This window comes from Arthrobacter sp. SDR-2R (genome assembly GCF_057747955.1).
This window is the reverse complement of record NZ_CM173231.1, coordinates 2,458,982-2,484,204: the sequence shown is the minus strand read 5'-3', so window position 1 is coordinate 2,484,204 and position 25,223 is coordinate 2,458,982. Positions and strand designations below refer to the sequence as shown.

Genomic DNA, 25,223 nt, shown 5'->3' with positions numbered 1-25,223 from the left:
TTCCTGTAACGGTGCAAATCGCGGGCTGCTTCAGTACCCGGGGCGACGAACCAGCCCGTGTCCGCACGACCAGGAGGACCACCATGACTGACCAGTACACCTTCCGCAATCCCGTGACGGCCTACGAAAAAATCTCCCCGCCCAGGCAGCACCAGCCCGAGCCGGGGCTGGATGCAGAACTCGAACCCAAGGCCGACCTGGGCGAGGAGACCTACCGCGGCACCGGCCGGCTGGAAGGCCGCCGGGCCATCGTCACCGGCGCGGACTCCGGCATCGGGGCCGCGACGGCGATCGCCTTTGCAAGGGAAGGCGCCGACGTCGTGCTGTCCTACCTGCCGCAGGAAGAAGCGGACGCCTCGCGCATCGCCGGAATCATTGAAGCGGCCGGCCGCAAGGCCGTCAAGGTGCCCGCTGACCTCAAGGATTCGGCGGCATGCCGCGACCTGGTGGAAACGGCGGTGGCGGTCCTGGGCGGGGTGGATATCCTGGTCAACAATGCCGGGAAACAGGTGGCCCAAGAGGACCTGCAGGACATTTCCGACGAGCAGTTCGACCACACCCTGAAGACCAATGTCTACGCGATGTTCTGGGTGACCAAGGCCGCCGTGCCGCATATGCCTGCGGGTTCGACCATCATCAACACCACGTCCATCCAGGCCTACAACCCGTCCCCCACCCTGGTGGACTATGCCACCACCAAGGCGGGCATCAACAACTTCACCAAGGGCCTGGCCCAGCAGCTTGCGCCCAAGGGCATCCGGGTGAACGCTGTGGCCCCCGGCCCCATCTGGACGCCCCTGCAGGTCAGCAGCGGCCAGCCCAAGGAGCAGCTGCCGGAGTTCGGCCAGTCCACGCCCCTGGGCCGTGCCGGCCAGCCCGCCGAACTGGCCCCCGCCTACGTCTTCCTGGCGTCGCCGGAGTCCAGCTACGTCGTGGGCGAAACGCTGAACGTCAACGGCGGCAGCCCCACGCCCTAGCAGCCAGCCGCGCTCCGGCTGCCCCGGTCCGTGTGGTCAGCCGGCTGCGTCCTGCGCCGCCAGGAGCTCGTCGGTGGCAGGGTCCGGCTCGCCGTTGAAGAACTGGGCCAGGACAGTCTTGAACACTGTTTCTCCGGGTGCTGCCCGGAGGAACAGTGTCATGGAGGAGCGGAGTTTCCTGGCGTCGATGCCACCGAAGATGTCCTCGGCCGGCTGGTCGGCATGGTTGGCCAGGACCGTGGCACACTCGAGAAGCCGCGGGCCCAGGACTTCGTGGTCCAGGTAGGCCCGGGCTTCAGCCAGTGAAGAGATGGCGTATTTACGTGACATGGCGCTCTGCCCCAGCCCGGCAATCTGCGGGAAGATGAACCACATCCAGTGCCCGGACTTCCGGCCGACCTGCAGCTCCCCCAACGCCTGGTCATAGGTTCCGCCGGTGTTTTGGGCGGCAACAAATCGCCCAAGATCAAACGGCTCATTCATGTGGATCTCCTTCATTCGTCCGCTTTTAGAAAGTCAGTTCCTTCATGAGGGCAGCGGCCGCCGCCTGAAGATGGGCGTCCGGGTCCCCGCTCCACCGTTCCACCACACCGCGGGCCCGCTGCCGTTCACGCTCCCCCAGCCCTGCCAGCAGCGGCATCAGGACATCGGAGAGCAGGGGCGCGGTCAGATCCGCTGTGTGGGCGGAGCGGAGGAAGCCTTCCAGCCGGGTCAGGTCCGAATGCTGCAGGAGCCGCACCCGTGACTGCAGCAGCACCACGGCGGCAAGGCGGCGCTCGAAAACCGGGCGGGAGCCGGGCCCCGGCTGTCCCCAGAGGGCAGAGGCCAGCATCACGGTTGCGTCGTGGTCCAGGTCCTTGAATTTGCGCAGGGCGTCGCGCACAGTTCCACGGACGGCGCCCACGGAGGAACCATACGAGGCCAGCACACCGCCCAGGCGGTGTGCGACGTCGTCCGCGCGGTACCAGGCGCCCTCATTCTGGAGGGTACGGTCAACAAATTCCGCCGCAGCGGACACCACGTCCGCCGTGCCGGTCACCGCGCGCGCCCCGCGGAGGCGTGGTGGATGCAGAACGGGGTCCAGGGCCGGGCTTCCAGCCTGCCCTCGGCGATGGGTTCCCCGCACACCGCACAGATGCCATAGGTCCCCGCGGCCAGCCGGGCCAGGGCAGCTTCAATCTGGTCCAGCCCCGCCGAGCTTTGTTTCAGCAGCGCCGATGCCTGTGACAGCTCGAAGGCGATCGTGGCGCCCTCCGGATCGTGTTCGTCGTCGACGTTGGAGTCCTGGCGGGCCGAATTCGCAGCGTCGATGTCCGCCCGCAGCGCCGGCAGCAGCGCCATCCGCCGCGTCCGCTCCTCTTCGAGCAGTGCACGGAACCGTCCGAAATCTGGCATGGGGAAAGCCTAGCGCGTCAGTCAGTACCAGTTCAGGGATACGGAATGGTTCCATGCCCCGCAGGGCGACCCGTAGCGGTCACGGATGTAGCCCAGGCCCCATTCGATCTGCGTCCGGTAGCTGGTCAGCCAGTCGCTCCCGGCGCTGGCATACTTGCCGGGCGGCAGTGCCTGGGCAATTCCGTAGGCCCCGGACCACGCGTTGGTGGCGGTGGTCAGCCAGTTGGATTCCTTGGTCCACAGCTGGGCCAGGCACAGGAACTGGTCCTGGCCCCAGCCGAAAGCGGCAAGGCGTCCGGACGCGTAGCTTTTCGCCCCTGCCGGATCGTTGACCGCTCCGCCGGGAATGGAAGGCACGACGACGGCGGGCGGGCTTAACAGGGCCGGCTCGGCTGGCGGCGCCTCCGGAACGGAAGGGACAGGGTTGGCCGGCGGAGGGTTGGCCGGCGGAGGGTTGGCCGGGACAGGATTGGCAGGGGCTGGATTCACCGGGACAGGATTGCCGCCCACGGCGGCTGGGGCGGCTGGTGCGGGCGGCCTGGGCTGCTGGGCGGCCGCCGCGGCAGCCTTGGCGGCCGCTTCGGCCTGGCGGCGGGCCTGCTCCTCCGCTGCGGCGCGCTTGGCCGCCTGGGCCGCCTCGTAGGCAGCCAGCGCAGCCTGGCCTTGGCGGTACTCCCCCTCAAGCGCCGCCGTCGTCCCTTTCAGGGCGGCAAGCTGGGCCGTTAGCTCGCCGCCGTGCCGCTGCTCCTCGGCCACCTGCCGTGCCAGTGCGTCCCTGGCGGAACTGGCTGCCCCGGCTTTTGCCCTTGCCTCCCCGGACAGGCGCTCCCGTTCGCTCCTGGCAACCTTTTCCTGTTCCACCAGGGCAGCGGATACCTTTCCGGCCGCCGCCGCCTTGACCACCAACGCGGCCGTCTTGTCCCCCACGAGCTTGACGAGGTTGAGGCCCTGGACGCTGTTGGTCCCCAGGGCGTCCAGCGCCACGAAGAACCCGGCGTTGGTCCCGCCTGTCTTGTACGACTGCACGGCCAGGGCGCCGAGGTCCTTCCGGTACCGGGCCACTTCGTCGTTTGCGCGGGCGGCCCGTGCGGACAGGGTTTCCAGGCGTGATGTGGCGGACTGGAGCTCTGCATCCGCGGCAGCGTATTCGGCGGCCGACCGTACGGCTGCGTCCCCGGCTGCCTCCGACTGCGCCTGCAGGCCGGTCAAGAGCCCGTCGATGGTGGCAATTTCTGCAGCTTTTGCCGCTTCGGACGACTGCGCCTGCTGCACATCCGACCAGGAGGGATATCCGCCGGGCGGCGGCTCCTCCGCTGCGGCCGGCAGCACGGTGGCGGCGGCCAGGGCGATGGCCAGCACGCCACCGAGGAGCGGGTCCCTCGGCTGGTCACGAACAGGGGCATAGTCCCGAAGCTTACCGTCCGGCGCGGCCCCCGAGGGCGCGTCCGTGGCCACATTGTTACCGTTTGCAGCGATAAAGACCCTGCCTGCATCGGTCGAGGTCACCGCCCGAAATGCGAAGTACATCAAGACGTTTGCGCAATTGAGAGGGGAGCCTCGTATGTTATCCAAATGTGACAATCGGGGGCAGCGCGGGTTATGGTCGTTTGGTGTCCCTCTCAGACGGGACATTCCCGTCAGCATGCCGAGCCCTGCCGCTGATCATGGGATTCAACCGCTTTCCGTTTGGCAGGGACGGGGGAACCAAGTTTCTACGGCCACATGTGGCCTTGGGGTTAAGTCGTTAGCGCCTCCGCCCGCGGAGCCAGCTACCGGCCGGGTATCTCCAGCCCGAACCCGACAGCTCACCCCGCAGGCATGGGAGAGGCGATCAACTGTGTCAAAAATTTCCACCACTGCCCGTCACCGCGCGACTCCGGCCCGCTCCATTGTGCTCGAGGGCCTCGCCGTAACCGCCAAGTCCCAGGCCCGTTCGCTGGGCCGTCCGGCGCTTGCCGTTGCTGCAGCGTCCGGTATTGCCTTTGGCGTCGGAGCCCCGGCCCATGCAGGTGTCACCGGCCCGGACACCACTGAGAACACCAGCGTCCAGGCATACTCCGCACCTGCCCCGGCAGCAGCACCCGCCGCAGCAGCAGGAACCGTCCACACGGTGGTGTCCGGCGACACCATCGGGGCCATCGCGGCCGCCCATGGCGTCAGCCTCAACGACGTCCTGGCCGCCAACGGACTGGGACTGTCCTCCATCATCTACCCCGGTGACCAGATCCAGATCCCCGGCGCTGGCCACACCGCAGCCCCGGCGCCGGCAGCAGCTCCCGTCCAGACGGCAGCCGCAACCGCACCGGCAAACACCGGCATGAACATGTCCTACGCCTCAGCCGCCCCGGCGGCGTCCACCGGCACCGGGACCGGCGCTGCCATCCTGGCATCCGCTTACAGCCAGGTCGGCGTGAACCAGGACTGCACCGCAATGGTTGAGAAGGCCCTGCGCTCCGTCGGCAAGTCCGTCGGCGACCTGGCCCCCACGCAGTTCTTCCAGTACGGAACCGTTGTCGGCGCTCCCGCCCCCGGCGACCTGATCATCACCTCCGGCCACGTGGGCGTGTACGCCGGCAACGGCCAGGTTGTGAGCGGCGGCGTCAACGGCTACAGCACCGAGGTCCACTCCATCAGCTGGCTCGGCGGCTACTCCGCAGTCCGCGTAGCCTAGCCTTCGCAACGCTTTGGCAGCAGCAGGCTGGTACTAAACAGCAAAGCTGTTCTTAGACAGGAGGGCGGCAGCCGGGTATTCCCGGCTGCCGCCCTCCTGTCATTTCCGCACCGTACCGCTGAACAGTCACGTCCCGCAGAAGGTCATGTAGGTGCCGAAATCCTCAGGGGCACCTTCGGCGTAGCGTTCCAGGCCCGGCCGCTCGGCGAAGGGGCTGCCGACGGCCTCGAGCAACTGCTGCAGGGGAGCCAGGTTTCCGTCAGTGGCGGCGGACAGCGCCTCTTCCACGAGGTGGTTCCGCGGAATATAGGCAGGGTTCACGCTGTCCATCAGTTCCGCGTCGGGCCCCAGGGCCTGCCACCGCTCCGCCCAGGCGTCGAACGCTTCAAGGTCCAGGACCATGCCGCGCACGGGACGGAGGTCCCCCCGCGCGGCCTTGCCCAGGTTCCGGAAGAACAAGGTGTAGTCCACCGGCCCGTCCTTCAGGATGGCAATGGCACCGTCCACCAGGGCGGAGGCGGCGTCGCTGTCCGCATCTCCCGACAGGCCCAGCTTGGCCTTCATGCCGCCGGACCACGCCTGGCTGTACTGTCCGCGGAATCCGCCAAGTACCTCCACCGCGGGGGCAACCGCCTTTTCCTGGTCCCCGTCGATCAGCGGCAGCATTGCCTCCGCCAGCCGTGCAAGGTTCCATTCGGCCAGCACCGGCTGGCTGGCGTAGGCGTAGCGTCCGCTGACGTCGATGGAACTGTAGACAGCGGCGGGATTGAACACATCCATGAACGCGCACGGGCCGTAGTCGATGGTTTCCCCTGAGATGGTCATATTGTCCGTATTCATGACCCCGTGCACGAACCCCACCAGCATCCACCGGGCCACCAGGTCCGCCTGGGCGGAGACCACCGAGGCGAACAACTCCAGGTAGGGGTTTGGGGCGCCGGCAGCGTGCGGGTAGTGCCTGCCGATGGCGAAATCCGCCAGCCGCTTCAGCAGCTCGAAGTTTTCCGTGGCCCGCGCGTACTGGAAGCTGCCGACGCGCAGGTGGCTGCCGGCAACCCGCGCCAGGACCGCACCGGGCAGCATGCCGTCACGCCTGACCTGCCGGCCAGTTGCCACGACCGCGAGCGAGCGGGTGGTGGGAATGTGCAGGGCATGCATGGCTTCACTTACCACGTACTCACGGAGCATGGGCCCGACGACGGCACGTCCGTCCCCGGCGCGGGCAAACGGCGTGCGCCCCGAGCCTTTGAGATGGAGGTCCAGGAGGCGGCCGCCTTTGTCCGTGACCTCACCAAGCAGCAGGGCGCGTCCGTCGCCAAGCAGCGGAGAGTAGCCGCCGAACTGGTGGCCCGCGTAGGCCTGCGCCACCGGGGTGGCGCCCGCCGGAACGTGGTTGCCCACCAGGAGCCGCACCCCTTCGGGACTGCGAAGGTACCCTGGGTCCAGGCCCAGGTCGCGTGCGAGCCTGTCGTTCAGGACCAGGAGCTCGGGGCTGGGGGCTTCCTCGGCCTGCCAGGGAACGGCGAGTTCCGACAGTTCCCGGGCGAAACGGCCGTCAAAAGTGACCGTGGATTCAGCTGCTGCCGTCATGGCTTAACCCTATCGCCGTAGTTCCGCCCGCTGCTTCCCGTGCCGGTTGCCGGCGGCGGGGAACGGCAATGTGCTGCAGGTCCTCAGCGGCAATGACCGTGGTTCCCGGAGCCTGCGCCCGTGCCTGCTCCGCGAGGTGCGGGACGCCGTCGCCATAGCGTGCGGAGAAGTGGGTGAGCACCAGCATCCGGGACTTCCCGGACGCCGCAAGTTCCCCTGCCTGCCCGGCGGTCAGGTGCAGGTATTGCCGGGCCAGGCCGACGTCGTCGTCACTGAACGTGGACTCGGCCACCAGCAGGTCCGTGCCTGCTGCCAGTTCTTCGGCACCGTGGCACGGTGCGGTATCCATGATGAAAGCGAAGCGCTGGCCCGGCCTGGGAATACTGACCTCTTCCAGCCTGGCCGCTCCGAGGACCCCTTCGCGCTGCAGCAGGCCCACGTCGGGCCCTTCGATGCCCGCCGCCCGCAGCCTCTCCGGCAGGAACGTGCGGCCATCTGGCTCGGTGAGCAGGTAGCCGTATGTCTCGATGCGGTGATTGAGGGGCCGGACCTCAAGCCTGTCCGCCACGGCACCGGCGCCGCCATGTGGATGGAGCCTCACGTCAAGCCCGGGCGGGCTGAGACCCACCAGGGCCCTGACCACCTGGTCACCGGACGCCGGATAATGCAGGTGGACCGGGTGCGCCACGCCGTCCAAAACCATCCGGGAGAGCACCCCGGGAAGGCCGAAGCAATGGTCCCCGTGCACGTGCGTAAGGCAGATCCTGGTGATGGCGCCCGCCGCCACTCCCGCATGGATCATCTGGCGCTGGGTACCCTCGCCGGGATCGAAAAGCAGCCCTTCGCCGTCCCAGCGCAGGAAGTAGCCGTTGTGGTTGCGGGTCCGCGTGGGAACCTGGGACGCAGTGCCCAGCACTACGAGTTCACGCACCGTTGGAATCTGACGCTGCAAGCAACCCTTTGGCGTAGGCGGCCTGGCCGCCGTGCTGAAGGCAGTCCCCCAGGATGCTGACCAGCCGCACGCCCAGGGTGACGGGCGGATCCCAGCGCCTGTCGACCACACGGTCCAGGTCGGAATCCCCGATACCTTCCAGGACCCTGGCAGTCTGCCGGTGAACGGCCAGGTAATACTCCCGCAGGAGTTCCCGGGGCGCGCGGACTGCGTCCACCTGCTGGCTTGAGTGGCCGTAGCCCGTATCACTGTCCGCCAGCGGGAGCCCGAAGCGGGTTACGAATCCTTCGGCCTTCCAGACCTGCTCCAATCCCGAGGCGGACGCAACCTGCGCATCTTCCACCCGTCCCATGTGCCAGACCAGCCAGGCGATGGAATTGCCTTGGCCTGCAGGACGCAGCTGCAGCTGCTCCCCATCCAGCCCGTCCAGTACCTGCCCCACCAGGCCGGGGAGGCGGTCAAACGCCTCGAGCAACAACTCCTTGGAGTGCATGGGTCTCCTTCCCTGCGGACCGGGCCCGGGCGCACCCGGCCCCGGGATTGCTAGCGTTCCAGGTCGTCCGGCTCAAACTCACTAAGGGGCGAGCCGCCAAAGTTTTCCTCGTCGTCGCTTGCGTCTGCTTCCAGGCCGGTGGGATTCCCGCCGAAATCGACGTCGGCTGCTGCTTCACCCAGCGTGGGTGTGTCCGGCGGAACCTGCTCATCGCCGGAGCGGTACCGGGCCTGCGCGCTTTCGTCCCGCAGCGTCTGGTCACTCAGGAAGTCCTGCTCCTCCCCCGAGACTGCTTCGTCCTGCAGCAGCGGGTCCTCCTGCCAGCGGTCCGGATTGTTCTCTGCAGCCCCGGGGTAGCTGTCAGGTTCCCCGTTGACGGGATCGAGCTCCAGTGACGATGCCGCGCCGGGAGTCTCGTCGAGAAGAACGTCGTCTTCCTGCACAACTTCCAACTCATCGTCGGGGACGTTCTGTTCAGTCATGATGATGCCTTTCTCATGGGCTCCGGGCGGATAATAGTAAGCATACTGAGGAACGGTATGCCTGTGAACAGCCACCGCATTTCCGTCCCAAGCGGACAAACGGCGGTTCCCGGCCGCGCGCCAAGGCCGCAGGGCGGCCTGAACAGCGCTTCCGTGACTTTTGGCCCTAGAGTGCCGGTGGCGGCGGGGCCAGTCTTGAAAGGCAGGAAGACCAGTTCAAGACGACCAGGAAGTGCGGCCATGACATCCCAGAAACCCATCGCTGTGGGCACCAACGACTCAGCGCAAAGCCAGGCCGCGGTCCTGTGGGCGGCCCGCCGCGCCCACCGGACGCACCTGCCGCTGGTGATCCTCCACGTCGTCGACGACCGGTGGGTAGCTGAACCCTACCCCTGGTTTGGAACCCTCCAGCAGGCCGGCGAGGAACTGCTCAAGACCGCCGCCGGCAGGCTCGAAGGAACCGTGACGGTCACGCCGACTACGGAACTGCTCACCGGAAGCGTGGGCGGCCAGCTGGCCAAGTATTCGAAGAAGACCTCGATGATGGTCATCGGCTCCGGCAGCGGGCACCTTGGCGGGGCCCTCGCCGACCGCGCACTCCAGGTGGCGACCGCCGCCAAAGTCCCTGTCGCCGTCGTCGGGACCCAGGACCTCGAAGGCAGGTCCGGTGTGGTGGTCGGCGTTGACGGGTCTGCCGAGGCAACGCGGGCCGTCGCCTTCGCCGCGGCCGAGGCCGACCGCGAGGGAGACGAACTCACCGTCGTTTATGCCGTCAATGCGCCCGACCCCATCATCGACGCCGGCCTGACGCCGGGGGCGCTCGCGGACCTCATCGTGGACGAAGAACGCGTCGTGCTCTCCGAAACCGTGGCCGGGCTCAAGGAAGACTACCCGGACCTGACCGTGCACCAGCGGCTCGACAGGGAAAAAAACGCGGTGGACGCCCTTGTCGAGGCCGCCGCCGGGGCACGGCTGCTTGTGGTGGGCAGCCGCGGCCGGGGCGCCTTCAAGCGCCTTTTGCTCGGTTCGACCGCACACGGCGTGCTCAGGCACCTCCCGTGCCCCACGATCATTACCCGTACTGACACCGTTCACAGCCCCCTTTAGGCCGCAGCGCCTGCTGGTCCTTCTTCCCGCTCCACATCCTCCCCTACAGCGGAAGGTTCCACGCCATGAAAAAACCCGCCGCCATCATCATGCTGGTCCTCGGCATCCTGATCTCTCTTCCGGGACTGGCCGCGCTGGCGGGAGGAGCCGTGGCATCGGCGGTGGGATCGATCCAGGGGGACGGATACCTGACCTCCGGCACATCCCGTTTTTCCGTCAGTTCCTTTGCCCTCACCTCTCCGCGGGCCGAGGCCATCGGCGAGGATGTGCCGGGCAGGCTTCCTTTCGACATCGGTACCCTGCGGCTGCGGATTGCATCAATGATCCCCGACAAAGCGGTGTTCATTGGCATCGGCCCGCAGGCCGACGTCGAACAGTACCTGTCAGGTGTGCACCACTCGGAGCTGCTGAACATCCGGCAGCGGCCTTTCCGCGCCGAATACCGTGACGTTCCGGGCGGCAACCCCGCATCGCCGCCGGCCGGCCAGCGCTTTTGGACGGCCTCCGTTTCAGGCTCCGGCGAGCAGGAGCTGACGTGGAACATCACCCCGGGCACCTGGGAAGTGGTGGTGATGAATGCCGATGCCTCCTCCGGTGTTGATGTCCAGGCACAGGCCGGCTTCCGCTCAGACCTCATCAGGCCGGCAGCCACAGGCCTGCTGGTGGGCGGCCTCATCGCCCTCGTGATCGGTATTCCCCTCATCGTCTTCGGCGCCATGGGACTGGGCCGGCATGCCGGGCGGCCACCTGTTGGACCATCACCGGGCGGCCCGGCGGTGGCAGGACCGGGGATGGCGGAACCGGGGATGGCGGAATCGGGGATGCAGGCGCCTGGGATGGCCGGACCGGGGATGCAGGCAGTGCCGGCCGCACCCGGAGTGGCACCCCCGCCGCAGCCGTTCACCGTGGCAGCCGAAGACCGCCGCGCCTACCCCGCAAGGCTTTTCGGTGACATCGATCCGGGACTGTCACGATGGATGTGGCTGGTCAAGTGGTTCCTGGCCATACCGCATTTCATCCTTCTCTTCTTCCTCTGGTTTGCGTTCGTCATCACCACCATCGTGGCGGGCTTCGCCATCCTGTTCACCGGCCGGTACCCCAGGGCACTGTTCGACTTCAATGTGGGTGTCATGCGCTGGAACTGGCGGGTGGCCTTCTACGCCTACGCCGCCGTAGGCACCGACCTCTACCCGCCGTTTACGCTCAAGCGCACCAATTATCCTGCGGACTTTGACGTTGACTACCCGGAACGGCTGTCCCGCGGGCTGGTGCTGGTGAAATGGTGGCTCCTCTCGATCCCGCACCTGCTCCTGGTGGCCGCGTTTACCAATACAACGTGGCGGTGGCGGGCGGACAACACCTTCGTTGGCGCCACCTATGAGCAAAGTGCGGGACCGTCCCTGCTGGGACTGCTGGTTCTGGTCGCGGCAGTGATCCTGCTGTTCACCGGCCGCTACCAGCGCCCGCTGTTTGACTTCATCCTCGGCATCGACCGCTGGATCTACCGGGTCCTTGCCTACACAGCGCTGATGCGGGACGAATATCCACCATTCCGGCTGGACCAGGGAGCCACCGAACCTGAATGGCCCGGACCGGTGATTCCGCCGGCCGGGGCACCACCGGCGGGAGCCCCCGCGGCGCCGTGACCTTCGGCCCTAGCCCCGCAGCAGGCATCCGGGCATGATGGGCCTGACAGCGAGGGTCCGACGAGGGAGCAGACATGAGCATAGCCGGGGCACCAATTGCCAGGATCGTGGTGGGCGTCGACGGATCGGAACCGTCCCTGGAGGCACTTCGCCAGGCCCAACGGCTCGCCACTCCCCTCGGCTCCAAGGTCCAGGCGATCGCCTGCTGGGAGTACCCGCAGGTGTACTCCGGCTACGTCATGATGGGCATTGAGGGCTTCGAGGAAGGCGCCAAGAAGGTCCTGGACGATGCGATGGTGCAGGCTTTCGGCGCCGAGATGCCGGCCAACGTCACCTCGACCCTTGTCCGCGGCCATCCGCGTGAGGCGCTGATCGACGCCAGCCGGGACGCCGACATGATCGTGGTGGGGCGCCGCGGGCACGGCGGGTTCGGCGGCCTGCTCCTGGGCTCCGTCAGCTCCGCCATCGTGGCCCATGCCCACTGCCCGGTACTGGTGGTCCACACGCCCGAGAGCGGAGCCCACAGCTCCAAGGAATCCTGAACGGTACGTCCGGGCGGGAAAGGTACTGACCTCCGGGACGGGTGATGGCATTGCCGCTCAGTGAGGCACGACGGCGGACACCCGCCATAGCGCTCGCCGCCGCCCTGGTGGTCCTCGCCATTTCACTGGCCCTGTTGCTCCCGGCGCCCTCGGCCGGTCCGCCGTCGGCATCACCGACGGCTCCCTCCCCGCTGCCCAGCGGCTCCAGCCAGCCCGGCACAGCCAGCCCAACCGTCTCCACCCCCGCGCCGGGGCCGCAGGAGACGGAGACACCCGAAGCGGGCCAGGCTCCCGTCGAGCCCCCGGTCGTCGTGCCGCCGGTTCCCGAACCGCAGCCCACGGAGCCACCGGCCGGCCCGACGCCACCCCGGGAGCCGGGTACTCCCCCGCAACCGGCGCCGTTCCCGGAATCCCTCCGCGGCCAGGACCTGACCGTCATCCCGGGGGCGGGCCGGGTGGTTGCCCTCACCTTCGACGCCGGAGCCAACGCAGCAGGACTGCCCGTAATCCTGCCCACCCTCGCCGCCAAGGGGGTCGCCGGGACGTTTTTCCTGACCGGCAACTGGGCGGCGAACAACCCGCAGGCCGTAGCGCAGATCGTGGCCGCCGGGCACCGGGTGGCCAACCACTCCATGACCCACCCGGGCTTCACCGGACTGGGCAACGACCAGATCTTCCAACAGGTGCGTGGTGCCGAGCAGGCCATCCTGGCAGGCGGCGCCGATCCAAGGCCGCTGTTCCGCTTCCCCTACGGCGAGCGGGACGCACGCACCATCGCTGCAGTCAACTCCCTGGGCTACGTGGCCGTCAGGTGGACCGTGGACACCCTGGGCTGGAAAGGCGCCAGTGGAGGTTCCAGCGTGCAGTCGGTGGCCGACCGCGTCCAGGCCGGCCTGCAGCCCGGTGAAATCGTCCTCATGCACATCGGGTCCAATCCCGACGACGGCACCACCCTCGACGCCGACGCCCTCCCCCGGATCATTGACCGCATCGCTGCCGCAGGATACGGCTTCACCACGCTCGATGCCCTGCCGGGGCAGTGAGGCCGCGGCACCATGGCGAAGACCCGGCCCTCCCGACGCGGGCACGTGCAGCCCCCGCGGCCGGAACCATCCTCCACCGGCCGCCAACCGGACGCTGTCCCTGATCCGGCACACCACGGGCTGCCGGTCCACGAGGTAGTCCTGCTGCTGGAAACGGATGCGGCCAGGGGCCTTGGCCAGGAAGAGGTAGCGCACCGGCGCGCCCAGTTTGGCGCGAACGAGCTTCCCCGGTCCAGGGGCGGGGGAATCGCCCGCAAGCTGGGGCGCCAGTTCAACAACCCGCTGGTCTACGTCCTGTTGGCCGCCGCCGCCGTCACCGTGGTCCTTGGCGCGTTCCTGGACGCCGGCGTCATCCTCGCCGTGGTGCTGGTCAACACGCTGATCGGATTCGTCCAGGAAGTCCGGGCAGAAGCGGCCCTGGACGCCCTTCACTCGCTTGTCCGCACCCACGCCACCGTCATGCGCGGCGGCGAACGGAGGCAGGTTCCATCCGAGGACCTGGTCCCCGGCGACCTTGTGCTGCTGGAGGCCGGCGACAAGGTACCGGCTGACCTCCGCCTGGTGCGCCTGTCCGCCTTACGGGCGGACGAATCCGCGCTGACGGGAGAATCCGACCCCGTGCCCAAGGACGAGGTGGTCCTGCCCCCGGTCACGCCGGTGGCAGACCGGAGGAACATGCTGTACAGCGGCACCCTGGTGACCGCCGGCACGGGTGCGGGGGTCGTCGTCGCCATCGGCGGCGAAACCGAACTTGGCGAGATCCACCGCCTCATGGGGACGGTCCGGCCGGTGGCCACGCCGTTGACGGTCAAACTGGCACGCTTCAGCTCGACGCTCACCATAGCCATCCTGGCCCTCGCCGCCGTGGCCTTCCTTGCCGGGCTGGCACATGGCGAGCAGCCGGGGCAAATGTTTACTGCCGCCGTCGCCCTGGCCGTGGGAGCCATCCCCGAAGGCCTTCCTGCCGCCGTCACCGTGACGCTTGCCATTGGCGTCCGCCGCATGGCGCGCCGCCGGGCCGTGGTCCGCCGGCTGCCGGTGGTGGAAACGCTGGGCAGCACCACGGTGATCTGCTCGGACAAGACGGGCACCTTCACCGAGAACCAGATGACAGTCCGGGCACTCTGGACCCCTTCCGGGACGTATGACGTTACGGGTTCCGGCTACGGACCGGAGGGACGCATCGCCCCGTCGGCAGCACAGCACACCGGCGGCCGGCAGCACGTGGCGGATTCAGCGGAGCACCCGGCGGACGGGGACGCTGCGCTGCAATGGTCCCTCCTGGGCGGTGCAGCCTGCAACGACGCCACCGTCCGCAGGGAGGGGCAGGGGTGGCACGTACGGGGGGACCCTACGGAGGCCGCAATGCTGGTGGCAGCAGGGAAGGGCGGGATGGACGTATCCGGCTTCCTGGCGGCCAACCCGCGGAAGCAGGAACTGCCGTTCACGTCGGAGCGGCAGTTCATGGCCACCCTGCACCTTTCCACGCTTCCGCACGGAGCCGGCGTGGTGTTCGTCAAAGGGGCCGCCGAACGGGTCCTTGACCTCTGCGGCACGGAAATGGACAGGTACGGTGCCAACAGGCCCCTCCACAGGCAGGCCGCGCTCAATGCCGCACATGCGCTCGCGGACAGCGGGCTCCGCGTGCTGGCCACGGCCATGATGCGCCTTCCCCCGGACAGCCGGCCTCTCTCCGCCATCCAATTGCGGGGCCGGATGACCCTGACCGGGCTCCAGGCCATGCACGACCCTCCCCGGGAAGCGGCCGCGGCGGCAGTGGCGGCCTGCCGGCGTGCCGGCGTGGCGGTCAAGATGATCACCGGAGACCACGTGCGGACTGCAGTGACCGTTGCCGCGGCGGTGGGCCTGGCCGCCGACCATGACAGCGGAACAGCCCTGACAGGCGCGGAGCTGGACGTCATTGCACCTGACCAGTTCGCCGATGCCGTGGAACGGGCCACGGTTTTCGCCCGGGTCTCGCCGGAACAGAAACTCCGCCTGATCGGGGCCCTGCAGTCCCGCGGACACGTGGCCGCCATGACCGGGGATGGCGTCAACGACGCACCGGCCCTCCGGCAGGCGAATGTCGGGATTTCGATGGGACGCACCGGAACGGAGGTGGCCAAGGAGGCATCGGACATCGTCCTCACCGATGACGACTTTGCCACCATTGAGGCCGCCGTTGAAGAAGGCCGGAATGTCTTCGACAACCTGACCAAATTCATCGTCTGGACCCTGCCGACCAACATGGCCGAGGGGCTGGTGATCCTCGTGGCCATCCTGCTGGGCGCAACGCTGCCCATCCTGCCCACCCAGATCCTCTGGATCAATATGACCACCGCTGTTGCCCTTGGACTCATGCTTGCCTTTGAGCCAAAGGAACCAGGACTGATGTCCCGGCCGCCACGGCCGCCGGACCGCCCCCTCCTGACGTGGGCGCTCACCGTGCGGATCCTGCTCGTTTCGGCCCTCCTCGTCGCCGGGGCATGGTGGCTCTTCGAACATGAATTGGCCGTTGGTGCCTCTGTTGCACAGGCCCGGACGTCCGCCGTGAACCTTTTCGTGGCCGTGGAGGTGTCCTACCTCTTCAGCTGCCGGTCGCTGACCCGGCCGGCGTGGCGGATAAGCCCGTTCAGCAACCGCTGGCTCCTGGTCGGCGTCGCGGTGCAGGCGGCCGGCCAACTGGCACTCACGTATGCGCCGCTGATGAACGGGCTCTTCCACACCGCCCCCATCAGCGGCGAAGCGTGGCTGCGGATCCTTGGCCTGGCCCTGCTCGCATCCGTGGCAGTCGCCGTGGACAAGCGTTTGCGGCGCCGCGGCTTCTAGTGCTCATCCCCCGCGGCCGCAGCATCCGGCATAAGGCGCAGCAACACCAGGCCTGTGACCACGGCCATCACTGCCGCCATGAGGACCGCCGCCCCCACGCCAATCACCGCGATCAGCCAGGCAGGCTGGTCCGGCTGCCACAAAGGCGGGGCAACCAGCATGAACGCTGCAAGACCCGCCGCCCAGGCCGCGGCGTTGCCGGCGATCCACGGCCACGCCCGCCGGACATGGTGCCGCAGCTCAAACCACTGGGCAGTGCCAATGGATCCGAGCAGCAGGATTGCCGCCGCGCCACCCGCAGTCAGCCGGAGCGGAAGCGGCCAGTCCTGCCATTCCCCGAAGGTGGACGGCAGCATGCCCACGGACCAGGCGAATGCCGCGGCCACCGCGGTCAGCAGGACCCAGCGGGCCGCGGAGATCCCCGGCAACCGGTTCCGCAGGACGCGGACCTGGAACCATCCCAGGACAGCTCCTTCGGCGAGGCCGGCCAGTACCAGGAGTGCAAATTCCGCACGCGGCCAGGCAGTGGCCGCAAGAAACCACGCAAGGACCGGGGCGAGGAAGCCCAAGCTCTCGCCCAGGGTCGCCCAGCCCACCCAACGGGTGAGGAACGCACGGCGGGCTGTCCCGCCGTCGTACGTGCTGTCCGCAAGGGCCACGGTGCCATCCTCCCTTTCCGCTTTACTCTCCTGCAACGGAACCGGATGCTCATCCAGATTCACCATGCCCGCGCCGCCACCGCCAGTGCCATAAGCCCCCGGTGCGGAAGTTCCGCACCGGGGGCCGAGGACCGGAGCCTGGTACCCGGCCCCGGAACAGGACTAATGGCTCTGCCCCGGACACCGGCAGAGACCAATACTGGAAGGGAAGGCGGACGGCTGGCGTCCGCCTCCACTTCAGCGGAGGTCGTGACGTGTACGGCTGGAACGACGGCATGGGCCTGTGGGGCTATGTCCTGATGAGCATCAGCATGGTGGTGGTCTGGGGAGCAATCATCACCGGCATTGTCCTGCTGGCCCGTTCCCTGCGGGCTCCCTCCCCGGGTGCACCCCGGCCCCCGTCGCCACTAACGGCAGAGGACGTACTGGCCGAGCGTTTCGCGCGCGGCGAGATCGACGTCGCGGAATACCGGAACAGGCTGGCTGTCCTGCGCGGCCAGCCGGGTACCTGAGTTCCGGTTCCCGCAGGCAATGGATAGTGGGTGCAGCTGTGCCGCTCTCTGAATTTGAAAAACGCGAACTCGAACTGATTGGCCATGGACTGGAGGAGGAAGACCCCGGATTCGCGGCCCTGCTCGGAAGGGATGCCTTCGTACTGTCGCTTCGCACCCGCGTCAGGCGCGGACTCCTGCTTTTCGCGGCGGGCGTGGGCGTCCTGCTCCTTGGCCTGGTGGTCCGGGCGCCCTACCTGGGCATCGCAGGCTTCGCCGTCATGAACGGCGGAGCGTACTGGGCCATCAAAGACCTCCGCTGGTCCTTGCGGGCCAACCACCGGCACGTCGCCCAACTGGAAGGCAACAACGAATGAACACCAACAGCGGTAACGGCACGGAAGCCGGCTCCGAGGCGCGTGCGCTGCAGGCGGTGGAAGCCCACCATGCCGACATGCTGCGGCAACTGAACGCGCTGGTGGGACTGCTGACGGAGGCCGTGGAGGCACGGGACCCTGCCGCCGGACAGGAAACGCAGGCTGCGTTGCTGGACTGGTGCGACACGGTGCTGGTGCCGCACGCCCTGGCAGAAGAAGGGCCGCTGTACAGCGGGCCCCACGGCCTGCCGGAAGCGAAGCTGCTGGTGGACGGCATGCTGGCCGAGCATCAGGTCATCGTGGGCCTGGTTGAAGAGCTCAGGACCGCCGAAGGCGTTGCTGCCGCCGTGGCCGCCGGGGCCATCCAACGGATTTTCGCCCTGCACCTGGACAAGGAGAACCGCCTCCTGATGCCCTTCATCATCCAATCCCCCGGCCTGTCACTCGCACAGGCAGTCGAAGGGCTTCACGAACTGGTGGGGGAAGGCGCGGCACACCATCATGGGGACGGCCATCACAGCCACTAGGGCGGGATGACACGTACGACGGCGGGATGCCGGGTCGGTCAGTCAGGGCGACTGCAATCAGGCCGCCGGGTCAGGGCTCCCCGTCAGGGCGCTTGCCTGGCCGGTGTCCCCCGCGCCTTCCGCCTCCGGGGCGTGCACCACCAGCACGGGACAGTGGGCATGGCTCACGCACGTCGAACTGACGGAGCCAAGGACAAAGCTCCCATGTCCCCGCCTGCCCACGATCAGCAAGGAGGCGTTGCGGCTCGCGTCGATGAGTACCGGCCCTGGCTTACCCCGTACCAGGCGGGCATGCACGAACGCCGGCAGCTCCCCGAATGCTTCTTCCATTGCCTGTTGGAGGACCTGGTGGGCCGCGTACTTGAACCCTTCGATCCCTACGGCGAGGTAAACCCCGTAGCCGGCCGGGACGTCCCAGCAGGCCCAGGCCTCAACCGTCGCTGACAGGGGCTCCGCCATGGCCCGGGCCACCCGGAGCGCGGCGATGGAGGCGTCTGATCCATCCACCCCAACGATGATCCTGGGGTGCGTTTCAGGGGCAGTCATGCCGGCTCCATTCACTGTTGTTGCCGCATTCCCTCCTGCGGGCATCCTGCAAGCGTCGTCCCCAGAATGGAACAAGTGCGCTTTCAGGGGTAGGGCCGAAGGTCATGACAGGAACAGGGCCCAGACTTCGGGTGCCGCCCTGCGGATCGCCGGCGGACTTAGGTCCCTTCCGGCAGGACGCCTCCTGGGGAACAATGGGCTCAGGCCCTCCCCGGGGGCCGCCCCCGCACGAATGCGGGATTTGGTCCTGGAGATTTGGGAGCGATCAGTGCAGATGCATGAAGCTGGGTCTGAGGCGGCAGGATCTCCCGGGCAGGTCCGGGTGTTCATCCTTGATGACCACGAACTTGTCCGGCAGGGGTTGAAGGACCTGCTGGAGGGCGAAGGGTTCCTTGTGGTGGGCGAAAGCGGCTCGGCTGCCGAGGCCACGCGCCGCATACCCGCACTGCACCCCGACATCGCCATCCTCGACGGAAGGCTTCCCGACGGCACGGGAATCGAGGTCTGCCGGGACGTGCGTTCCCTGGACCCCCGCCTGCGCTGCCTGATACTCACCAGCTACGACGACGAGCAGGCCCTTCGAGGCGCTGTCCTGGCCGGTGCCTCCGGATACATCCTGAAACAGATCAGGAGCGATGACCTCCTGGCCGGAATCCGGAAGGCGGCTGCGGGCGAGTCCCTCTTCGATCCGGGAGTTGAGCAGCAGATCATTACCGGACTGTCCACTGCACACACCGATCCCCGCCTGGAGGGCCTCAGCGCACAGGAGAAGAAGGTCCTGGCCCTGATCGGGCAGGGCCTGACCAACAGGCAAATCGGCGACGAACTGTTCCTGGCCGAGAAAACCGTCAAGAACTATGTTTCATCGATCCTGGCAAAACTGGGCTTCGAGCGCCGGACGCAGGCCGCTGTCTACGTCACCAAGAGCTCCACGGACACTGCCTGAGCCGGCAGGTCAGGTGAGCCGGGCGGTCCATGTCACGGATGTGCCCTTGCCTGGCCCGCTCTCAATGATGCAACTGCCCTGCAACAACTCAGCCCGGTGGCGCATGTTCGCCAGGCCGCTCACCCGGGCAGGGTCGGCGAAGCCCCGGCCATTGTCGCGGATGAGAAGCTGGACCTGGTCCTTGCCCACCGCAACCGTGACCTCCACGTCGTCCGCGCCGGAATGCCGCAGCGCGTTACTGAGTCCTTCCGACAGCACGGACAGCAGATGGACGGCCACATCCTCCCGGATCGAGTCCACGGGGCCGTCCAGGGCCACCTTGGGGGTCAGGGCGTAGCTGCGCGAGTTTTCCCGGACCACCCGCAGGATCCGGCCCGTCAGCGGTTCGCGTTCCTCATCCGCCGTCCGGAGCGAGTAGATGGTGTCCCGCAGCTTGCGGATTGTTTCATCGAGTTCCGTGGTGACGGCGGCGATGCGCTCGTGCGCCACCGGGTCCACGGTGTAGCGGCGCAGGCTTTGGATGCTCAGGCCTGCGGCAAACAGGCGCTGGATGACGAGGTCGTGCAGGTCCCGCGCGATCCGTTCCCGGTCAGTGAACAGCAGGTTTTGTTCGCGCAGTGCGTTCACGCGCGCCAGGTCGAGCGCCAGCCCGATCCGGCTCCCGAAAATGGCACCCGACTCTGCGTCCGCCTGGTTGAAGGCGGCAGTTGCGTGTGCGCGGGCCAGCAGGAGAACGCCGTTGTCGCTGCTGCCATGCCCCAGGGAACACACGAGTACGGATCCGAGTTTCCCGGCCATTCCGGCCTCAAAGACCTGCCGCGGGTCCTTGGCCACAAAGGAGCCGCCGCCCTCGATCACGTCCCACACGGAGTGGGAGACCCTCCATTCCTGGCCTGCCTGGAGACCCTGCACACCAAGGCAGGACCGGCATCGAAGCACGCCTCCACCCGCCGGCACGGCCACCACTGCAAGTGCCGCATCCGATACCTTTAAAGCGGCGTCGGCAACGACGTCCAGGTTATCCGCGTCCCCGGGGCTGGACGCCATGATCAATCTGCTGCTGAGCTCCATGCCTGCTTCCAGCCACTTCTGCCGGCGCCCGCTGTCTTCAAAGAGGCGCGCGTTCTGGATCGCGACGCCGGCCGCCGCCGCCAGGGCAACGGCAAGGTCCTCATCGTCGGAGGTGAAATCCTCGCCACCTTGCTTTTCCGTCAGGTAGAGGTTGCCGAACACCTCGTCACGGACGCGGACGGGCACGCCAAGGAATGTCTTCATGGGCGGGTGGTTCGGCGGGAAGCCGGACGCAATGGGATGCCGGCCAAGGTCATGGAGCCGCAAGGGCTTTGGTTCGCGGATGAGCAGGCCAAGTACGCCGTGCCCCGTAGGCAGGTCGCCAATGGAGCGGATTCCGTCTTCATCAATACCCACCGTGATGAAGTGGCTCAGGGTGCGGTCTTCGCCAATGACGCCCATAGCGCCGTACCGTGCGCCGACCAGGGCGCAGGCCGAACGGACCAGGCGGTCAAGCACGGCCTCAAGGCTCAGATCCTCGGCGAGGGCCACCACCGCCGCCAGCAGGGCGTTGATGCGTTCCTGGGTATCCAGCTGTTCGTCGCCCCGGGCGGAAAAGTCCCGCAGCAGGTCTTCAACGGTGTCCCTAGTCGGCGGACGCCAGGGCTTCTCAGTGCTCACGTTCCACCTCCTGCGGCAAGAACCTGCCACGCTGCGGGTCCTTGGCGCGGTCCGGGGGTCCGGAACGGAAATGCCTGCCCCGGGCCGCAAGTCCGCCTTCACTTGGGCATGAAGACGCTACCGGCACAATTCTAGGAGGCCCAGGCGAAAATTACCTCCGACCGTCCCGGATGGGTGCCTTTGCTGGCGCGGGACCTTCTTCCCTATCCCCGGGAGGTTTGCCGGTCCTAGGCTACGGCCATGAATACCGCAGCCACAGAACCTGACATCAAGGAACTCGGCGTCCACGATTGCTGGCGATACCTTCGTTCAACTTCCCTCTGCAGGATCGCCTTCTCCGAGGGGGACGCAGTGGAAAACTATCCGGTGAATTTTGTCCCCACCAACGGCACACTGCTCATTCGTACCGGCCAGGGAACAAAGCTCGCCTCCCTTGCCGACCGGAAAGTGGTAGCCGTCGAGGCGGACGGAATGAACCAGTACGGCACCATCGCCTGGAGCGTCATCATCAAGGGGCACGCCAAAGTTGTAACCGATGCGGAGGAAGTCCAGGACGCCATGGAGGCGGGCTTGTCCCCCTGGCAACCCGGCCAAAAAAATGTCCTGATCCGGATCACGCCGCAGGATATCAGCGGCCGGAGGTTCGTCATCGCGGCGCCGACCCATTGGTGGCCGGCCCGGGAGCCCAGCGCCGACTGACCCAGCGCCCACTAGCCCAGCGCCGACTGGCCAACGCTGATCAGGCCAACGCGGATCAGGCACGCCGGTCAGGGCAACGTCATCCGGCTCCGCTCCACGCCCGCACCACACCCCTTCTCCAGCACCCCCTAAGGATGGTCCCCCATGGCAACTGCCAAGCCAATCGCCGTCGGCATCACTAATACTTCGGCCTCCAACGCCGCCCTGTTGTGGGCAGCTGCCCGGGCCAACAGGCTAAAGTGCCCCCTCGCCGTCGTAAATGTGGTGGACGACCGCTGGATGGCCGCCGAAGTGCTCCCCTACCTTGAAGTCCTGCGTGAATCGGGGCTGGCGCTGTTGAAGGAGGCCGGTGAAAAAGCCACCGCAGCCGAACCCGGACTGCAGGTAACCCTCCAACTGCTCGAAGGAGGCATCGGGGCAGCCCTGGGCGACTATTCCAGGAATGCCTCCATGCTCGTCCTGGGCACCAGCGGCCACACGCGCGGCGCCCTGACGGACCGGGCCCTCCAGGCCACCGCCACCGCGGAGTGCCCGGTGGCCGTCATCGGTGATGCCCAGGAGGCAGGCCGCGGCATCGTGGTGGGCGTGGATGGCTCGCGTGAAGCAACACAGGCAGTGGCTTTTGCGGCCGCGGAGGCTGACGCACTGGGCGAGGAGCTGACCGTCCTATATGCCTTCACCGGCCCCAACCGCTGGATTGCGGCAGGGCTGCCGCAGAGCAGTTTCGCCACCCACGTCGTCGAGGAGGAACAGATCGTGCTCGCCGAAACTGAGGCGGGCCTCCGGCAGGACTATCCGGACCTCGTGGTCAACACCAGGATGGAGACCGTTCTTGAGCCGGCGGACGCCCTGATCCGTGCTGCATCCGGCGCCCGGCTGCTGGTCCTGGGCAGCCGCGGAAAGGGTGGCTTCGAAAGGTTCGTCCTGGGATCCACGGCACACGCAGTGCTGTCGCAGCCGCCGTGCCCCACCGTGATCACCCGGGTGCACAAGCAGCAGCACGCCGACTGACCGGGTCAGCTGCCTGGCCACATCATGACAATCGCCGGGGACAACGGGAGACCGGTCCCGGGACTGGACGTGAGCCATCCCCGGGACGGACTCTCCACCGCAGAAGTGCGGGAGCGCACTGCCGCCGGCCGTGTCAACAGCGTGCCAACGGCAACCAGCAGGAGCGCCTGGGAGATTGTCCAGGCGAACGTGTTCACCCTGTTCAACGGCGTGGTGGGAGGCTGCTTCATCCTCCTGCTGGTCCTTGGCCAGTGGCGTGATGCGCTGTTCGGCTTGTCCGCCATCAGCAATTCGCTGATCGGGATCATCCAGGAGTACCGGGCAAAGCGTTCCCTTGACCAGCTTGCCATTCTGCAGGCCGCCCGGAACACGGTGGTCAGGAACGGGGCCAGGGAAGTCGTCTCCTCGGACGAACTGGTCCCTGACGACCTGGTGGTGCTCAACGCCGGGGACCAGGTAACGGCAGACCTGGAGCTTCTTGGCGGGGCACCGCTTGAGGTGGACGAATCCCTGCTGACGGGCGAGTCGGAACCCGTTCCCAAAGCCGGCGGTGCCGTGCTGCTGTCCGGCTCGCTGATCCTCGCCGGCAGCGGCCGGGCCAGAGTGCTCCGCGTGGGACCCGACACCTTCGCTTACCGGCTGGCAGCCGAGGCACGGCGGTTCTCCCTTGTCAGGTCAGAGATCCGCAGGGGCCTGGAGAAAGTCTTTACCGTCATCACCTGGCTGTTACTGCCCACCGCACTGCTGCTCACGAATGCGCAGATGCAGGACCAGGGCGGATGGGCTGGAGCCATGGGATCGGGGCGGTGGATACCTGCCGTCGTGGGAGCTGTTGCCGGGATCATGGCCATGATCCCCCTGGGCCTGCTCCTGATGACAAGCGTGGCCTTTGCCGTGGGCGGCCTCCGGCTCGCTCGCCAGAAGGTCCTGGTCCAGGAACTCGCCGCCGTGGAGGTATTGGCACGGGTGGATGTCCTCTGCCTGGATAAAACCGGCACCCTGTCCTCCGGCTCCGTGGTGTTTGACGCCGTCCATGAGGCCGGAACAGTTCCTGCGTCCGGGTGGCGGCCGGCGGTGGAATGGTTTGGTGCCAATGCTGAGGCCAGCAGCACCGCTGCAGCCATCGGCGCGGCCTTTCCCGTGCGGGTTCCGCTGCAGGAGCAGGATTCCGTCCCGTTCTCCTCCGCCCGGAAGTGGAGTTCGGTGACGTTCGCGCCGGGCTCCGCCGCCTCCGGGACGTGGATCCTGGGAGCGCCGGATACGGTCCTCGGGTCCGCTGACTCTGCTGATGCGCACGCCAGGGCGGCGGCCCTCGCTTCCACCGGCCTGCGGACCCTGGTTCTGGCGCACCTCCCGGCGCCGCTGCCGCCGGGCCCCCAAGAGGCAGGCCTGCCGTCCGGGCTGGTGCCGGTCATGCTGCTGACCTTCCGGGAGAGCATCCGCCGGGACGCCGCCTCCACCCTCGACTACTTCCGCCGGCAGGGGGTGACCGTCAAGATCATTTCCGGTGACGATCCCCGGACCGTGGCAGCGCTTGCGCGCGGGGTGGGTTTTGGGACCGGGGTTGCCTATGACGCACGCACGCTTCCCCGGGATCCGCTGCTGCTGGAGGAAACGGTGGAGTCGCAAAGCCTCTTTGGAAGTGTGACCCCATCCCAGAAACGGGACCTGATCCAGGCCCTGAAGCGGCGGGGGCACACGGTGGCAATGACCGGGGACGGGGTGAACGACGTCCTGGCACTTAAGGATGCGGATCTGGGGATCGCCATGGACTCGGCCTCCCCCGCGACCAAGGCCGTGGCCCGCATGGTCCTCCTGGACGGGCGCTTTGAACGGCTGCCGGCGGTGGTGGACGAGGGGCGCCGGGCCATCAGCAACATTGAGCGCGTCTCCCTGGTCTTCCTGAGCAAGACTGTCTACGCCACGGTCATCTCCGTGGTGACCGGCGTCCTGTTGCTGGCCTTCCCGTTCCTGCCCCGGCAGCTGTCCGCACTGGACGGACTGACCATCGGCCTGCCGGCGTTCTTCCTTGCCCTGCAGCCCGGCGGCCAGCGTTATGCCCCCGGGTTCCTGAGGCGTGCCCTGGCCTTCGCGGTCCCGGCAGGCATCTGCACGGCCCTGTGTGTCCTGGCGGTCAGCGCGTACGGGCAGTTGTGGGGCGGCCACAGCCTTGAGTCCGCCCAGTCCGCGGCAACGGTGACACTCGGTCTGGTGGCCGCGTGGATCCTGGTGATGGCATCACGCCCCCTCAACCGGATCAAGGTGTTGATCCTTGCCGGGATGTACGCGGGGCTGGTCCTGTTGTTCAGCGTTCCCTTAACGCAGGACTTCTTCCGGGTTGAGTGGCCGCCCGCCGGACTGCTGGCCGTCTCGGTTGCAGTTGCCCTGGCAGGGTGCCTGGCCATCGAACTGGTTGGCCGCCTGACCCGCCGGCCACCGGCGGGTCACGGCCGAACGGGGCTGGGACCTTTGCCTCTGGAGCCGGATTCATCGAAAGGGGATGGTGGAAGTGCCGGGCAACGCGATGGTCCGGCTTCCACATGAGCAG

General features: G+C 67.5%; 25 protein-coding genes and 1 riboswitch. Of the genes, 14 read left to right on the top strand and 11 right to left on the bottom strand.

The features are described 5' to 3' along the window. The first annotated feature begins 83 nt into the window (after positions 1 to 83). Entirely contained in the window at positions 84 to 977 is an 894-nt protein-coding gene (locus tag AC3ANU_RS11595; protein WP_056390519.1) for a glucose 1-dehydrogenase, read from the top strand. Positions 978 to 1,013: 36 nt separating this feature from the next. Here AC3ANU_RS11595 and AC3ANU_RS11590 read toward each other — a convergent pair whose 3' ends face one another. The 4 genes from AC3ANU_RS11590 to AC3ANU_RS11575 are packed head-to-tail and all read right to left on the bottom strand — an operon-like array spanning position 1,014 to position 3,878. After that, positions 1,014 to 1,460, bottom strand: coding sequence for a DUF1810 domain-containing protein (locus AC3ANU_RS11590; RefSeq protein WP_043424958.1), 447 nt, complete (start codon positions 1,458 to 1,460; stop codon positions 1,014 to 1,016). 25 nt (positions 1,461 to 1,485) lie between these two features. Further along, complete coding sequence (locus tag AC3ANU_RS11585) at positions 1,486 to 2,016, bottom strand: DNA alkylation repair protein (RefSeq protein WP_134164690.1); 531 nt, start codon at positions 2,014 to 2,016, stop codon at positions 1,486 to 1,488. Then, the gene (locus tag AC3ANU_RS11580) at positions 2,013 to 2,372 is read right to left on the bottom strand and encodes a TraR/DksA family transcriptional regulator (protein WP_056390525.1); all 360 of its coding nucleotides are present in this window, start codon (positions 2,370 to 2,372) and stop codon (positions 2,013 to 2,015) included. The genes AC3ANU_RS11585 and AC3ANU_RS11580 overlap by 4 nt, the downstream gene beginning before the upstream one ends. A gap of 21 nt (positions 2,373 to 2,393) precedes the next feature. Further along, complete coding sequence (locus tag AC3ANU_RS11575; RefSeq protein ID WP_488314564.1) at positions 2,394 to 3,878, bottom strand: aggregation-promoting factor C-terminal-like domain-containing protein; 1,485 nt, start codon at positions 3,876 to 3,878, stop codon at positions 2,394 to 2,396. A 157-nt stretch (positions 3,879 to 4,035) separates the two neighbouring features. Then, positions 4,036 to 4,206: riboswitch (cyclic di-AMP (ydaO/yuaA leader) on the top strand. Positions 4,207 to 4,209: 3 nt separating this feature from the next. On the opposite strand from AC3ANU_RS11575, the gene AC3ANU_RS11570 reads away from it, so the two are divergent. Beyond that, positions 4,210 to 5,043: a C40 family peptidase gene (locus AC3ANU_RS11570; RefSeq protein ID WP_134164688.1), complete on the top strand. Its 834-nt coding sequence runs from the start codon at positions 4,210 to 4,212 to the stop codon at positions 5,041 to 5,043. 126 nt (positions 5,044 to 5,169) lie between these two features. Here the strand turns inward: AC3ANU_RS11570 and AC3ANU_RS11565 are convergent, their stop codons facing one another. Genes AC3ANU_RS11565 through AC3ANU_RS11550 form a run of 4 tightly spaced genes read right to left on the bottom strand, consistent with a single transcriptional unit; the run spans position 5,170 to position 8,560 of the window. Next, the gene (locus AC3ANU_RS11565; RefSeq protein ID WP_488314563.1) at positions 5,170 to 6,633 is read right to left on the bottom strand and encodes a protein adenylyltransferase SelO; all 1,464 of its coding nucleotides are present in this window, start codon (positions 6,631 to 6,633) and stop codon (positions 5,170 to 5,172) included. Then, positions 6,617 to 7,564, bottom strand: coding sequence for a ribonuclease Z (locus tag AC3ANU_RS11560; protein ID WP_018769373.1), 948 nt, complete (start codon positions 7,562 to 7,564; stop codon positions 6,617 to 6,619). Before AC3ANU_RS11560 ends, AC3ANU_RS11565 begins: the two co-directional genes overlap by 17 nt. Further along, the gene (locus AC3ANU_RS11555; protein ID WP_488314562.1) at positions 7,557 to 8,078 is read right to left on the bottom strand and encodes a mycothiol transferase; all 522 of its coding nucleotides are present in this window, start codon (positions 8,076 to 8,078) and stop codon (positions 7,557 to 7,559) included. The genes AC3ANU_RS11560 and AC3ANU_RS11555 overlap by 8 nt, the downstream gene beginning before the upstream one ends. 50 nt (positions 8,079 to 8,128) lie before the next feature. Next, entirely contained in the window at positions 8,129 to 8,560 is a 432-nt protein-coding gene (locus tag AC3ANU_RS11550) for a hypothetical protein (protein ID WP_056390539.1), read from the bottom strand. A gap of 240 nt (positions 8,561 to 8,800) precedes the next feature. Between AC3ANU_RS11550 and AC3ANU_RS11545 the strand changes: the two genes are divergently transcribed. The 5 genes from AC3ANU_RS11545 to AC3ANU_RS11525 all read left to right on the top strand — a co-directional run bounded on the left by AC3ANU_RS11545 (position 8,801) and on the right by AC3ANU_RS11525 (position 15,727). Then, positions 8,801 to 9,667 (top strand): universal stress protein, encoded by an 867-nt coding sequence (locus AC3ANU_RS11545; protein ID WP_018769376.1) that lies wholly within the window; start codon positions 8,801 to 8,803, stop codon positions 9,665 to 9,667. A gap of 65 nt (positions 9,668 to 9,732) precedes the next feature. Beyond that, positions 9,733 to 11,313 carry a DUF4389 domain-containing protein gene (locus tag AC3ANU_RS11540; RefSeq protein WP_488314561.1) on the top strand — a complete coding sequence of 527 codons (1,581 nt, stop codon included), beginning with the start codon at positions 9,733 to 9,735 and terminating at the stop codon, positions 11,311 to 11,313. Between the two features lie 74 nt (positions 11,314 to 11,387). Further along, positions 11,388 to 11,855 (top strand): universal stress protein, encoded by a 468-nt coding sequence (locus AC3ANU_RS11535; protein ID WP_488314560.1) that lies wholly within the window; start codon positions 11,388 to 11,390, stop codon positions 11,853 to 11,855. Between the two features lie 44 nt (positions 11,856 to 11,899). Further along, positions 11,900 to 12,898, top strand: a complete 999-nt coding sequence (locus AC3ANU_RS11530) for a polysaccharide deacetylase family protein (protein WP_488314559.1) — start codon at positions 11,900 to 11,902, stop codon at positions 12,896 to 12,898. A gap of 12 nt (positions 12,899 to 12,910) precedes the next feature. After that, positions 12,911 to 15,727, top strand: coding sequence for an HAD-IC family P-type ATPase (locus AC3ANU_RS11525; protein ID WP_488314558.1), 2,817 nt, complete (start codon positions 12,911 to 12,913; stop codon positions 15,725 to 15,727). Here AC3ANU_RS11525 and AC3ANU_RS11520 read toward each other — a convergent pair. Further along, entirely contained in the window at positions 15,724 to 16,386 is a 663-nt protein-coding gene (locus tag AC3ANU_RS11520) for a hypothetical protein (RefSeq protein WP_488314557.1), read from the bottom strand. The genes AC3ANU_RS11525 and AC3ANU_RS11520 overlap by 4 nt on opposite strands. Positions 16,387 to 16,640: 254 nt before the next feature. Between AC3ANU_RS11520 and AC3ANU_RS11515 the strand changes: the two genes are divergently transcribed. From AC3ANU_RS11515 to AC3ANU_RS11505, 3 genes are read left to right on the top strand one after another with little or no spacing between them, the layout of a single operon-like run. Continuing rightward, positions 16,641 to 16,898: an SHOCT domain-containing protein gene (locus tag AC3ANU_RS11515; RefSeq protein ID WP_082581719.1), complete on the top strand. Its 258-nt coding sequence runs from the start codon at positions 16,641 to 16,643 to the stop codon at positions 16,896 to 16,898. A gap of 38 nt (positions 16,899 to 16,936) precedes the next feature. Then, positions 16,937 to 17,254 (top strand): DUF3040 domain-containing protein, encoded by a 318-nt coding sequence (locus AC3ANU_RS11510; RefSeq protein WP_018769383.1) that lies wholly within the window; start codon positions 16,937 to 16,939, stop codon positions 17,252 to 17,254. Continuing rightward, positions 17,251 to 17,781, top strand: a complete 531-nt coding sequence (locus AC3ANU_RS11505; protein WP_488314556.1) for a hemerythrin domain-containing protein — start codon at positions 17,251 to 17,253, stop codon at positions 17,779 to 17,781. Before AC3ANU_RS11510 ends, AC3ANU_RS11505 begins: the two co-directional genes overlap by 4 nt. A 57-nt stretch (positions 17,782 to 17,838) precedes the next feature. On the opposite strand, the gene AC3ANU_RS11500 is transcribed toward AC3ANU_RS11505, so the two are convergent. After that, complete coding sequence (locus AC3ANU_RS11500) at positions 17,839 to 18,327, bottom strand: universal stress protein (protein WP_488314555.1); 489 nt, start codon at positions 18,325 to 18,327, stop codon at positions 17,839 to 17,841. Positions 18,328 to 18,601: 274 nt separating this feature from the next. On the opposite strand from AC3ANU_RS11500, the gene AC3ANU_RS11495 reads away from it, so the two are divergent. Then, positions 18,602 to 19,273, top strand: coding sequence for a response regulator (locus tag AC3ANU_RS11495; protein ID WP_051081367.1), 672 nt, complete (start codon positions 18,602 to 18,604; stop codon positions 19,271 to 19,273). A gap of 9 nt (positions 19,274 to 19,282) precedes the next feature. Here the strand turns inward: AC3ANU_RS11495 and AC3ANU_RS11490 are convergent, their stop codons facing one another. Next, entirely contained in the window at positions 19,283 to 20,965 is a 1,683-nt protein-coding gene (locus AC3ANU_RS11490; RefSeq protein ID WP_018769387.1) for a GAF domain-containing sensor histidine kinase, read from the bottom strand. 240 nt (positions 20,966 to 21,205) lie between these two features. Here AC3ANU_RS11490 and AC3ANU_RS11485 point away from each other — a divergent pair, with 240 nt between their 5' ends. The 3 genes from AC3ANU_RS11485 to AC3ANU_RS11475 all read left to right on the top strand — a co-directional run bounded on the left by AC3ANU_RS11485 (position 21,206) and on the right by AC3ANU_RS11475 (position 25,219). Continuing rightward, positions 21,206 to 21,664 carry a pyridoxamine 5'-phosphate oxidase family protein gene (locus AC3ANU_RS11485; protein WP_018769388.1) on the top strand — a complete coding sequence of 153 codons (459 nt, stop codon included), beginning with the start codon at positions 21,206 to 21,208 and terminating at the stop codon, positions 21,662 to 21,664. A gap of 144 nt (positions 21,665 to 21,808) precedes the next feature. Then, positions 21,809 to 22,675, top strand: a complete 867-nt coding sequence (locus AC3ANU_RS11480; protein ID WP_018769389.1) for a universal stress protein — start codon at positions 21,809 to 21,811, stop codon at positions 22,673 to 22,675. 24 nt (positions 22,676 to 22,699) lie between these two features. Continuing rightward, on the top strand, positions 22,700 to 25,219 hold the full coding sequence (locus tag AC3ANU_RS11475) for a cation-translocating P-type ATPase (RefSeq protein ID WP_081620195.1): 2,520 nt from the start codon (positions 22,700 to 22,702) through the stop codon (positions 25,217 to 25,219). Positions 25,220 to 25,223 lie beyond the last annotated feature (4 nt).

Coding starts and splice junctions, on each gene's coding strand:
- AC3ANU_RS11475 (WP_081620195.1), top strand. CDS start 22,700: ATGACAATCGCCGGGGACAACGGGAGACCGGTCCCGGGACTGGACGTG.
- AC3ANU_RS11525 (WP_488314558.1), top strand. CDS start 12,911: ATGGCGAAGACCCGGCCCTCCCGACGCGGGCACGTGCAGCCCCCGCGG.
- AC3ANU_RS11555 (WP_488314562.1), bottom strand. CDS start 8,078: ATGCACTCCAAGGAGTTGTTGCTCGAGGCGTTTGACCGCCTCCCCGGC.
- AC3ANU_RS11495 (WP_051081367.1), top strand. CDS start 18,602: ATGCATGAAGCTGGGTCTGAGGCGGCAGGATCTCCCGGGCAGGTCCGG.
- AC3ANU_RS11550 (WP_056390539.1), bottom strand. CDS start 8,560: ATGACTGAACAGAACGTCCCCGACGATGAGTTGGAAGTTGTGCAGGAA.
- AC3ANU_RS11545 (WP_018769376.1), top strand. CDS start 8,801: ATGACATCCCAGAAACCCATCGCTGTGGGCACCAACGACTCAGCGCAA.
- AC3ANU_RS11530 (WP_488314559.1), top strand. CDS start 11,900: ATGGCATTGCCGCTCAGTGAGGCACGACGGCGGACACCCGCCATAGCG.
- AC3ANU_RS11540 (WP_488314561.1), top strand. CDS start 9,733: ATGAAAAAACCCGCCGCCATCATCATGCTGGTCCTCGGCATCCTGATC.
- AC3ANU_RS11590 (WP_043424958.1), bottom strand. CDS start 1,460: ATGAATGAGCCGTTTGATCTTGGGCGATTTGTTGCCGCCCAAAACACC.
- AC3ANU_RS11565 (WP_488314563.1), bottom strand. CDS start 6,633: ATGACGGCAGCAGCTGAATCCACGGTCACTTTTGACGGCCGTTTCGCC.
- AC3ANU_RS11485 (WP_018769388.1), top strand. CDS start 21,206: ATGAATACCGCAGCCACAGAACCTGACATCAAGGAACTCGGCGTCCAC.
- AC3ANU_RS11535 (WP_488314560.1), top strand. CDS start 11,388: ATGAGCATAGCCGGGGCACCAATTGCCAGGATCGTGGTGGGCGTCGAC.
- AC3ANU_RS11500 (WP_488314555.1), bottom strand. CDS start 18,327: ATGACTGCCCCTGAAACGCACCCCAGGATCATCGTTGGGGTGGATGGA.
- AC3ANU_RS11505 (WP_488314556.1), top strand. CDS start 17,251: ATGAACACCAACAGCGGTAACGGCACGGAAGCCGGCTCCGAGGCGCGT.
- AC3ANU_RS11580 (WP_056390525.1), bottom strand. CDS start 2,372: ATGCCAGATTTCGGACGGTTCCGTGCACTGCTCGAAGAGGAGCGGACG.
- AC3ANU_RS11595 (WP_056390519.1), top strand. CDS start 84: ATGACTGACCAGTACACCTTCCGCAATCCCGTGACGGCCTACGAAAAA.
- AC3ANU_RS11480 (WP_018769389.1), top strand. CDS start 21,809: ATGGCAACTGCCAAGCCAATCGCCGTCGGCATCACTAATACTTCGGCC.